The sequence below is a fragment of the Sphingobium sp. YR768 genome, from assembly GCF_900111125.1.
GTDB lineage: Bacteria > Pseudomonadota > Alphaproteobacteria > Sphingomonadales > Sphingomonadaceae > Sphingobium.
The window spans coordinates 21953-32603 of sequence record NZ_FOGE01000040.1 but is presented as its reverse complement, the minus strand read 5'-3'; the positions used below and the strand labels follow the sequence as shown (position 1 = coordinate 32603).

Annotated in this window: 10 protein-coding genes and 1 pseudogene; 4 read left to right on the top strand and 7 right to left on the bottom strand. The window is 59.9% G+C overall.

Annotated features, from left to right (window positions below):
* Window positions 1-383 precede the first annotated feature (383 nt).
* Both BMX92_RS24335 and BMX92_RS24330 read left to right on the top strand, forming a co-directional pair.
* Window positions 384-1988 (top strand): inorganic phosphate transporter, encoded by a 1605-nt coding sequence (locus tag BMX92_RS24335; protein WP_093021519.1) that lies wholly within the window; start codon window positions 384-386, stop codon window positions 1986-1988.
* Window positions 1989-2000: 12 nt separating this feature from the next.
* The gene (locus BMX92_RS24330; RefSeq protein ID WP_256213595.1) at window positions 2001-3014 is read left to right on the top strand and encodes a transporter; all 1014 of its coding nucleotides are present in this window, start codon (window positions 2001-2003) and stop codon (window positions 3012-3014) included.
* A 160-nt stretch (window positions 3015-3174) separates the two neighbouring features.
* Here the strand turns inward: BMX92_RS24330 and ppk2 are convergent, their stop codons facing one another.
* Window positions 3175-4065 carry a polyphosphate kinase 2 gene (ppk2, locus tag BMX92_RS24325; RefSeq protein ID WP_093021516.1) on the bottom strand — a complete coding sequence of 297 codons (891 nt, stop codon included), beginning with the start codon at window positions 4063-4065 and terminating at the stop codon, window positions 3175-3177.
* A gap of 298 nt (window positions 4066-4363) precedes the next feature.
* Between ppk2 and BMX92_RS24320 the strand changes: the two are divergent.
* Window positions 4364-4555: pseudogene (locus BMX92_RS24320) on the top strand (integrase core domain-containing protein); the annotation flags it as partial.
* Window positions 4556-4627: 72 nt separating this feature from the next.
* On the opposite strand, the gene BMX92_RS24315 reads toward BMX92_RS24320, so the two are convergent.
* Window positions 4628-5379 (bottom strand): IS5 family transposase gene (locus BMX92_RS24315; RefSeq protein ID WP_093021513.1). Its coding sequence is split into 2 segments (ribosomal slippage): window positions 4628-5049 and window positions 5049-5379, totalling 753 coding nucleotides; the frame shifts between segments, so codons are not numbered across the junction.
* On the opposite strand from BMX92_RS24315, the gene BMX92_RS24310 reads away from it, so the two are divergent.
* Window positions 5329-6378, top strand: coding sequence for a FadR/GntR family transcriptional regulator (locus BMX92_RS24310; RefSeq protein WP_371262526.1), 1050 nt, complete (start codon window positions 5329-5331; stop codon window positions 6376-6378). The two genes, BMX92_RS24315 and BMX92_RS24310, sit on opposite strands and share 51 nt — an antisense overlap.
* A gap of 107 nt (window positions 6379-6485) precedes the next feature.
* On the opposite strand, the gene BMX92_RS24305 is transcribed toward BMX92_RS24310, so the two are convergent.
* From BMX92_RS24305 to BMX92_RS24285, 5 genes are all read right to left on the bottom strand, one after another.
* Window positions 6486-7451, bottom strand: coding sequence for a fumarylacetoacetate hydrolase family protein (locus tag BMX92_RS24305; protein ID WP_093021507.1), 966 nt, complete (start codon window positions 7449-7451; stop codon window positions 6486-6488).
* 62 nt (window positions 7452-7513) lie between these two features.
* Window positions 7514-8083, bottom strand: a complete 570-nt coding sequence (locus BMX92_RS24300; protein ID WP_093021504.1) for a cupin domain-containing protein — start codon at window positions 8081-8083, stop codon at window positions 7514-7516.
* Entirely contained in the window at window positions 8083-8583 is a 501-nt protein-coding gene (locus tag BMX92_RS24295) for a hypothetical protein (protein ID WP_093021501.1), read from the bottom strand. Before BMX92_RS24295 ends, BMX92_RS24300 begins: the two co-directional genes overlap by 1 nt.
* The gene (locus BMX92_RS24290; protein ID WP_093021498.1) at window positions 8580-9737 is read right to left on the bottom strand and encodes an alpha/beta hydrolase family protein; all 1158 of its coding nucleotides are present in this window, start codon (window positions 9735-9737) and stop codon (window positions 8580-8582) included. Before BMX92_RS24290 ends, BMX92_RS24295 begins: the two co-directional genes overlap by 4 nt.
* A gap of 4 nt (window positions 9738-9741) precedes the next feature.
* A complete protein-coding gene (locus BMX92_RS24285; protein WP_093021528.1) occupies window positions 9742-10644 on the bottom strand; it encodes a VOC family protein in 903 nt (300 codons plus the stop codon).
* Window positions 10645-10651 lie beyond the last annotated feature (7 nt).

Sequence of the window (10651 nt, the reverse complement as noted above, 5' to 3'; positions counted from 1 at the left end):
CATCGGATCGCTGCTCGATGCTTTCAGTCCCGCAGAATGCCGCAAATATCTCATCAATTCCGGATACGGATCAATCTGATGTCATCCGACTCTAGTGCCCGCACACTGGGCACTATCGCTCAAAGTGGCGTGCTTTCTTGGGATAATGATGTGTAACTTTGGATCGCGTTCAGGCGCGCCTTGGCGCGCTCTCCCTGAGCGTCACGGCCTGCGTACAATCTGCCACTATCGCTTTGCGCATTGCTACAAGGGGCGGCCGCGTGTTGCGGCTTGATGTTGGGTGGCTTTCTCTGCTTGCCCAGATTGCAACCGCGCTATTGCAACTGCTCTGTCACGAAACCCCCATAGCCCATAGCGGTGCAAACCGCGCCGGGGATGATTCGATGAACGCCACAATCGCTATGGACGGACAAGCTGCGCGTCCGGATCTGGACAAGGGGCTGGGTTTTGCAGGACAGGTCGGCTTTGCCGCCGCGATTCTTGCGGCTCTGATCTATGTTGCCTACAGCATCTATGCCGATGCGACGGCGGTCGGCATAGCGCCCACCGCCTATCTGCCTTTCATGCTGCTGTTCATCGCGCTGCTGATCGCGCTGGGCTTCGAATTTGTGAACGGCTTTCACGACACCGCCAATGCGGTGGCGACCGTCATCTACACCAACGCCATGCCCGCCAATGTGGCGGTGGTCTGGTCGGGCTTCTTCAATTTTCTGGGCGTGCTGCTGTCGACCGGCGCGGTCGCCTTCGGCATCGTGTCGCTGCTGCCGGTGGAACTGATCCTTCAGGTTGGTTCCAACGCTGGTTTCGCCATGGTCTTCGCGCTGCTGATTGCTGCGATCCTTTGGAACCTGGCGACCTGGTGGCTGGGTATTCCGTCGTCCAGCTCGCACACGCTGATCGGATCGATCATCGGTGTCGGCGTTGCCAATGCGATGATGCATGGCAAAAGCGGAACGGCGGGCGTCGACTGGAGCAAGGCCACGGAAATCGGTCAGGCCTTGCTCATCTCGCCGCTGATCGGCTTTGGCGTCGCGGCCTTGCTGTTCCTGGCGATGAAGCTGCTCATCCGCAACAAGGCGCTCTACGAGGAACCCAGGGACGGCCTGCCGCCGCCAACCTGGATTCGCGCCCTGTTGATCTTCACCTGCACCGGCGTCAGCTTCGCCCATGGGTCGAACGACGGGCAGAAGGGCATGGGCCTCATCATGCTGATCCTGATCGGCACCGTGCCCACCGCCTATGCGCTCAATCGCGCCGTGCCGGCTCAATATACCCAGCAATTTCATGACAATTCCCGCGTTGCGGCCAGCGCGCTGGACGTCCCGGTCGCGGCTAATGCCAATGCGGTGCAGGCCCGTGCCGAAGTCACCCGTTACATCGCCGATAAAAGCTATGGCGATGCGACCAAGCCGGCGCTGGCGGTGCTGATCCAGAATGTCGACCGGCAGGTCAGCGACTATGGTTCGCTGGCCAAGGTGCCTGCGGCGGCAGTCGAAAATGTCCGTAACGACATGTATCTCGCCTCCGAAGCGATCAAGCGGCTGGGCAAGGACAAGGCGGCCGGACTGTCCGACACGGCGAAGGACAGCCTGACCAGCTATAAGGGCTCGCTGGACGCGGGCACGCGCTTCATCCCGCTCTGGGTCAAGATCGCGGTGGCCTTCGCGCTTGGCCTTGGCACCATGGTCGGCTGGAAGCGGATCGTCGTCACCGTCGGCGAAAAGATCGGCAAGTCGCACCTGACCTATGCGCAGGGCGCATCGGCGGAACTGGTTGCGATGGCCACTATCTTCGGCGCCGATCATCTGGGCCTGCCGGTATCGACCACCCATGTTCTTTCGTCCGGCGTGGCGGGGACGATGGCGGCGAACCGATCCGGTTTGCAGATGAGCACCATCCGCAACCTGCTGATGGCCTGGGTGCTGACCCTGCCCGTGTCGATCATACTGGCGGGTGGGCTCTATATGCTCTTTTCGGCGCTGCTCTGATCGACCGATGCAGTGAACGAACCCACCCGGCCTCTGGCATTTGGCGGCTCCGGTCCGATCGGCGGACTGGGGCCGGGCCTTATCTGGGGCCTCGATTTTTGCGAAGGCCAGGCCCAGCCGGTCACCGATTGCGAAGCGCCCGCCGTTGGTCAATTCCGCTGGCTGCATCTCAATCTGGCGGATCATGGCACGCAGCGCTGGATCGGCGACCATGCCGGTCTGCCGTCGGCGGTGCGGGATCTGCTGCTCGCAGCCGAAACCCACCAGCGGGCGTTGATCGACGAGGGCATCGTCGCTTGTGTCATCCACGATTTTGAGCGGGATTTCGACGTTGCCGACACGGCGCGTGTCGGTGCGCTGCGGGTGGCGCTCACGCCATCGCTGATGCTGACCTGTCGGCTGCACCCGCTGCGATCGGCCGACATTGCCAAGGGGCGGCTGATGCGCGGCGCCGCCTCCATCGCCCCGCCGCAGGCGCTGGAATTGCTGGTGGGGGCAATCGGTGACAATATCGCCGACATCAGCCGCTCGCTCAGTACCGACGTGCAACGGGCCGAGGACGCTTTTCTGGACGGCCACCATCCGCCGACCGCCCGCAACCTGATCGGCATTCGCCGTCGTCTGGCACAAATCCACCGCCTGCTCTCGGGCATGCGCGGCGTGTTCCAGCGGCTGGAGCAGGATGAGGAATTGCCGGACAGCCTGCTGCCCACGGTCGAAAAGATCGCGCAACGCCTTCAGTCGCTGGATGGCGATATCATGGGGGTGCAGGCGCAATTGCGGTTGCTACGCGAGGAGCTGGATATCCAGGAATCGCAACGCACCAACCAGAATCTCTATATGCTCTCGATCGTGACCGCGCTGATGCTGCCCGCGACGCTCGTGACCGGCATATTCGGCATGAATACGGGCGGGCTCCCATTTGCTGAGGGCCCCTATGGCACATTGCACGCTACGATGCTGGCGACCGGTGCGGCCGCCAGCACCTATATGCTGCTACGCTGGCTTGGTTTTATGAAGCGTTAGAGACCGTTTGAGAATGGTACGGCTGAGGGCTGGCGAGGGATTTTGCGTGCTGGCAAGGCGCGATCGCAGCTACGATGCCGGGACATCATGGCAAGATCGCAACGCAGCCAGCGCGCAAAAGCACCGTCAGACCGACCCGTATCCATTTTCAAACGGTCTCTTAGAAGCGGTCCGGCACATACATGTCCGTCGGAACGGGATGGCGGGAATAGTCGGCATGGCGTTCGCGATCGGGCAGCACGACCTGGGTCTTGGGCACATCCTCATAAGGGATCTGGTCTAGCAGATGGGCGATGCAGTTCAGCCGTGCCCGCTTCTTGTCGACCGCCTCGACCACCCACCAGGGCGCCTCTTCGATATGGGTCCGCTCCAGCATCGCTTCCTTGGCGCGGGTATAATCTTCCCAGCGGCGGCGCGATTCCACGTCCATCGGCGACAGTTTCCACTGTTTCAGTGGATCGTGAATGCGCATGTTGAATCGGAACTGCTGCTCCTCATCGGTGATCGAAAACCAGTATTTGATCAGGATGATGCCCGAACGGACCAGCATCCGTTCGAATTCGGGGACGGAACGGAAAAATTCCTCCACCTCCTCCTCGGTGCAGAAGCCCATCACCCGCTCGACGCCTGCGCGATTATACCAGCTGCGATCGAACAGCACCATTTCGCCCGCCGCCGGCAGATGCGCGACATAGCGCTGGAAATACCATTGAGTCCGCTCGCGACCATTGGGGGCGGGGAGGGCGGCGACGCGACAGACGCGCGGATTGAGCCTTTGGGTGATCCGCTTGATCGCACCACCCTTGCCCGCTGAATCGCGTCCCTCGAACAGGACGACGACGCGCAGCCCCTTATGGACCACCCAGTCCTGCAATCGCACCAGTTCATGCTGAAGCCGGAAAAGCTCGCGGAAATAGATGCGTCGGTCGAACTGTTCGCGATCGGGATGATCGGCCAAGTCGTCCAGCATTTCCTCCAGTCGGCTTTCGTCGATCTCCATTTCCAGTTCCTCATCGAAACTGTCGGCGATCTCCGCCTTGATGCGGTCCATGTCAAAGGCGGACGAAGCGGCAAAGGAGTCGGTCAAGGGTCAGGTCTCCATCGTCTGGGCGACCCGTCCTGCCATGGCTGCATGACAGTGCGTTGACGTTCCCGAGCATCAAAAGAGCGTTCAGGCTTCTGCGGACAGAGCATGAATGGGTAAAAGCGCTGCGCCCAGCGTAATCGGTGAGCCGTTAAGCGTAGAAACCTGAACTGGCGGACGGCGTTGATGGACGGTCGTAACGAGGTCAGCGCGAAGAATATGATCCGTTAATTTTCGGAGGACGTCGGGTGGCAAGGTGCCAGCCGGCGAGATCTTCTACAGCCTCGCCGAGGCCAAAGTGCTGATCGAAGCCTGGCGGCGGTATTACAACACCGTCCGCCCGCATAGCAGCCTGGGCTATCGACCACCGGCACCAGAAACGGCGACACCGCCATATCCGGCTTCCGGTTCGCTCCACCTCCGTCCGCATATGGCGGCGATGGGATTAATCCACTAATATTCCAATCGGTCCACTTGGTGTGGGCAGATCACATCCTCCGCCTGGATACCAGCTAGGGATTGTGGGGATTCATCGAGAGTTGATGACGCCAGCGGCGAGATAGATCATAGCTGAGAAGCTTCGGTCTGTTTTGCAGGCGCGCATGGCGATTCGCTTGAACTCTTTGAGTTTGCAAAAGGAGTTTTCGACAAGGTGGCGCCATTTGTACATTTCGGCGTCAATTTTGATCTTCTGGGCGCGACCCGGATGCTGAGAAATCACGACCTTTGCGCCGCGCTGATCGAGTTCCTCGACGATCCAGTTAGAATCATAAGCTTTGTCGCCAAGCAGGGCGCCGAAGCTGATCCCGTCGATCAGCGGGGCAACGCCGATAGTATCGTAACGGTTGCCCGGTAGCAGCTCGAAGCGTACGAGATTGCCCAGGGCGTCGGTGAGCGCCAGAATCTTGGTCGTCATTCCACCTTTGGAGCGACCAATGGCCTGGCTCTGAGTCCCCCTTTTGCGCCCTGACCATGGCGGTGAACCTTGACGATGGTGGCATCAACCATGGCGTATTCCATGTCGGGTTCATCCGACAAGGCATCAAAAAGCCGCTTGAAAACATCGGCTTCACGCCAATCGCGAAACCGCCGGAATGCCGTGCTCCAATTGCCAAACATCGACGGCAAGTCACGCCATGGACTGCCTGTCCGCACGATCCAAAGCACCGCCTCCAAAAACAGACGGTTGTTCCTGCCGCTGCGCCCAGCATCAGTCGGCTTGCCCAGGCAATGTGGCTCCAGCTTCGCCCATTGGGCGTCGGTCAGTACGAAGCGATCCATCCGGAGTATGAAGCACATCGTTCGACAAATGGGAATCCCGAATCCACACAATCCCTAGTGCACAAACCAACCTCTCCGATTAGCGCTAATCCGCAGGTTGGTTGCGCTCGCATCGGTTTTGCCTGTGTCCGCAGTTCTGCATGTCAAAAGTCGCAGCCGATACTCGACCAAATCAAAATTAGTTGCATGACCATTTGGCAAGGAAACTTGCTTGTCGGCCTACCTTATGACATTTCTGAAGCTATGACCGTACGAAAGAAATTGTATCAGAATGTGGCTCAGCGGATCGAGCAGGATATAGAGGATGGCATCTATCCCAAGGGCACGAGACTACCACCTGAGAGGGAACTGGCAGAGCAGTTTGATGTCAGTCGACCCACCGTGCGAGAAGCCATTATAGCGTTGGAAATTCGTAACCTTGTAGAGGTTAAGCACGGATCGGGTGTATATGTCTTGGGTTCATCATCTACAGATGGCACGGCCGCGGAACTTGACGTCGGCGCATTTGAACTTATCGAGGCCCGTATCATGTTCGAGGGCGAAGCTGCTGCATTGGCGGCTATCGTCATGACCGATAGTGAATTGCGTCGGTTGGGAGGCATATTAAGTAAAATGGAGTCGGTTGACCCGATTTCAGCTGATGAACTTGCGCTTGACAGGCAATTCCATCTCGCGATTGCACAGGGCACCAGGAATAGCCTTGTCGAACAATCGATCGAGCAATTATGGGACTTGCGTGACACTTCACCCTTGTGCCGTCACATGTTTGCGCAAGCGCGACAAAGTGGCATTACACCAAGACCACATGAGCATAGGCGCATATTCGATGCTTTGGAAGCACGAGACGCTGATCTGGCTAGAGCCGCTATGCGCGATCATCTGAGGCGTGTGTCAGAAGATCTGTTGATCGTCACGGAACTCGAACTTATCGAAAAGGCCAAACAGGATATTGTCGACAAACGTCGACGCTTGGGAGCTAATAGCAAATTTGTCGCGTAACGCAGTTATAGCCTTATGATTAGATATAGTGGTTAGAGTCTGTTTGGAAATGCGCCTTTGGTGCGGCTACAAAAATGCGCTCTTTCGCGCATTTTTCAAACGGTCTCTTAGCGATCATATTGCACGACTCGTTGTGCGATGCTGCCGAAAAGGTTGCGATCTAATCCAGCGCTCATGTGAACAAAGTCGCCAGAGCGCAGGAATTCGGTACGAGGCTGGCCATTAGAGATCATTTCGATCGCCCGCCGTTCGGATATGCAGGTTGACCCGACGGTGGCATAATCCGCGTTGGACACGGTGCCCGATCCAATGATCGTACCGGCGCACAAGCTGCGGGTACGCGCTGCATGGGCGATCAGTTCGTGAAACCCGTACGCCATCGCCTCGCCATCAGGATTGCCGAACCATGTCCCGTTTATCTCGACATGGAGCGGCAGGCACACGCGCCCGTTGCGCCATTGATCTCCCAGTTCATCCGGTGTCACGGCAAAGGGCGCCGCGCTGCATGCTGGCTTTGCCTGCACCCAACCGAAACCCGTCTTCATTTCGGCAGGTGCCACCGCCCGCAACGACCAGTCGTTGATCAGCATGACGAGGCGAACATGGTCCAGCGCCTCATCCGCGCTGCATCCCATCGGAACATCGTCGGTCACAACGGCATATTCGCCCTCGAAATCGATCCAGTCGTTTTCGGTGGGGAAGGGGACGTCGTCCCGTCCACCCAAGAAGCTGTGGCTCATCCCCTGATACATAAGAGGTTTGTCGGTTTCGATCGGCGGCAATCGGAAGGCCTTCTGCATCAGGTCGCCATGGGTGGGGAAAGCCGATCCGTCGAGCCACTGCCATGTGCGCGGCAGCGGCGCGCGCAGTGTCGCAGGATCGAGTGGCTCTCCTTCGCCCTGTTCCAGTCGTTCGGATATCGCGACCGCATCCGCCATCATCGCCGGCCATGCGCCGAGCGCGCCGAGGAGGTTCGGCCAGCGCGGCCCGAGCGGAAGGCCGCGCAGATCGTCTGCCGACACGAGCAGTAATTCGCCGTCAGCCGAGTTGTTTACGCGCGTTGCAAAGCGCATCTGGAATTTCCTTCAATCTTGAACCGAGATATCTGCCCGGCCTGAACGAATGGCTTTTGCGTTCAGCGCTTCAAGTCGTCGTCAAACAGGCCGTCGATCAGGATGAAGGCGATGCGGCAATTTCGGTTCGACCGGTTGGACCATCCATGATTGGTGCCGCGCTGGATGACGATGTCGCCCGCCCGCACTGTCGTCTCACCCTCGTCCATGATGAGCACCAATTCGCCGTCCAATACGATGCCATAATCGATGGTTTCGGTACGGTGCATCAGCGCGTGACGGGAACCTTCGCCATGATGAGCGGACGCGCCACCCGCGCCGATTTCGGCGAAATGGGCACGGGCTTCTTCCGGGCTCATCGTGCGGATACCATCGCCTTCCGGCGGGATGTCGAGTATCCGGAGGCGTGTGCCGCCTTGTGGCGGTGCGAGAATGATGCCTTTTTCTGCCGGTTCTTCGCTAGCCGCATCAATCGGCGCGGGGGTGGCCTGCGTATTCCAGACTTCGTGGAACATCGGGCCGATGTCGCCGCCGATGCGCTGGACGCGGGAGACCGGTCCGTCCTCTTGGATAATGGCGCGGCCAGCGGCGTCATGACCCGTGACGATGCGGCGGACAGAAGTCGGTTCCATTAGTTCATATCCTTGGATGAGAGCGTGTCACGCAAAAGGTGCCGCAGGACGCGCGAGGTGATGAGGGCGCCCAGCAGCGCGCCATAGACTATCTTGATTACCAGCGCCGATGCATGGCCGAGCGAGACGATCCCGCTCATGATCCACAGCGCAGCACTGCCGCCGCCCAGCATGAGACCAACTGCGACGCTGAGCGCCGCGAGGCGAAGCAGGTAGGGAAGGGCCGGGACTTCATTCTGCGGCAGGCGCCAGCGCCCGGCCGCCAAGGCGCGCCGCGCCAGCAGACCGGGGACGAGGCAGGCCATCAACGTCACGGCCGCGCTTTGCGGCAGGAAGTCGAAGGCATATCCGCCCCAGCCGGGCACCGGAACATCGTTTAGGCCACCGAACAGGCCATAGAAGAACAGTGCGCCGATCGCGGCGTTTATGACAGCGCTGACTATTGCCTCTCTAGCAATATAGGTGGCGATCGCCGCACGCTGTTCCATCCCGGCCGTCACGCCGGGTGTCCGCCTAGCGTTTCGGCGAACCAGTCGGAAATCAGGTCGCGACCATAGGCCATATTGTCCGCGCCGACATGTTCCACGCCACCTTCACGATCGGTGAAGATCACTTTTTCGCGACGGGGACTGTTGACCAGTTGGTCGTAGAGATGATCGGCATAGACCGGGCTGATCTGCCGGTCGTTGGCCCCGTGGGTGACGAGGAAGGGCACCTTGATCCGGTCGATATGGCCGTTCAGGTTCATGGCCTCTGATCGGGCGAGGAAATCATCCTGATCCTTCGCGCCGAACGCCCAATGGACATGCGCCCAATAATGGGGGACCGGATTCTCGCCCTCACGCGCCATGCGCTTGTCCTGCACCTCGCGCCAATTATGGTTCGCGCCCCATACTGCGCCGCTGGCGAAGCGCGGTTCGTAGGCGACGGCGCGTGGTGCGAAATGGCCGCCCAGCGAAATGCCAGTCATGCCGATGCGCGCGGCATCGACTTCGGGCTGTTGCTCCAGCCAGTCGACCGCCTTGCTTGCCCAGCTTTCGCTATGCGGATCGACAGGAATATCCTGAAGCCGCAGCGCCTCGCCCGATCCCGGCTGATCGACGCACAGGGTCGATATCCCGCGCCGCGCGAGTTCCTGCGGCAACCGCGTCCAGTACAGCAACTCTTTGCAGCTATCGAGGCCGTTACAAAAGACCACCACGGGTTTGCGACCATCGCCCGGCGCGCGGGTGAAGAGCGCGGGCATGGTGCCGCTATCAAGTGGGATTTCGACACGCTCGCGGTTCAGCCTGCCCAGTTGCGTGGACCTGTCGAAGGCGGCGCGCGCCTTGGTATAGGTGTCCTTACGCCCCGGTGCGCCGTGGCCCTGCATCCGCTCGGCAGTGAACAGGTAGAGCGACGCCCGTTCCAGCTTGTTGGAAGCGGAGAAGGTGCGACCCTTGTCTTCATCCTCGGCGGCCAGTTCCAGCAGCTTGTCGCCCATCGCCGCCCATGCCTTCATGAACATGGGCGTACCGGCGTCCGTGTCATTGTCGGCGGCATCCTTGATCGGCTGGCACATGTCGACGATCTCGCCGATTTGCCCGCCGCTCTCCATCGCGATCGCGACCGAGAGGTTCCAGATATAGTTGGGGAAGGGTTGGTACAGGGCCATCGCGTTATACCTCCACCGCCTGAAACAGGCCCTTGTCGGCCTGCGGATGCGGCATGGTCTGCGGTCCGCCGACCCCAATGCCCCACTGGTCCATCACTTTGGGGCCGGGCACATGGACTTTGGCCTCATGAGCGTCGAAATCCACATCCTCCAGTTCCGACGTATATTCTACCGCGAACCCTGCGGGTGTGGTGAAGTAGCTGAAGGTGTTGTTGCCCGCCGTGTGGCGGCCCGGCCCCCAGCGGATGTCGGTGCCTTTCTGCTTGAGGCGGTTGATGCCGACCATCATGTCATCGACGCTCAGCATGTCATAGGCGACATGGTTGAGGCAGGGTGGTCCGGGCAGGATGGCGATGCGATGATGCGCCGCATTACAGCGCAGGAAGCACATGAAATCGCCGAGCCAGTCCGAAACCTTGAAGCCCAGCATGTCGCAGAACCATTCGACCATCGCCTTATGATCGGGTGAATGCAGCACGATGTGGCTGATCTTTTGCGGCACGCCGTCCCAGCGCGCGAGTTGTCGCGCATCGCGCCGCGCCACATCGCTCGAAATCTCGAACGGCATGCCATCGGGCGAGAAGAAGCGGAAGCCATAGCCGTCGCCCAGCGTGTCGAGGTCCTTCGGCGCAAAGATGATCCGGCAGCCCGACGCGGCGACCTTGTCATGCAGTGCATCGACGTCGGCGCGGCTGTCCGCCGCTAGCGCGATCACGTCGATCCGCTGTTCTTCCGCCTGCCGCAACCGCACGACATAGCTTTCTTCGTCGCCATCGGCCGCGAAATAGGCCATTCCGTCCTTCTCTCCTGCCTCCACCAGTTTCCACTGGTCAGCGTAGAACGTCTGTTCTGCGGCAAGATCGGACACGGCATAGCCCACATAGCGTATTTCCGTCACTCGGCTCATCATAGCG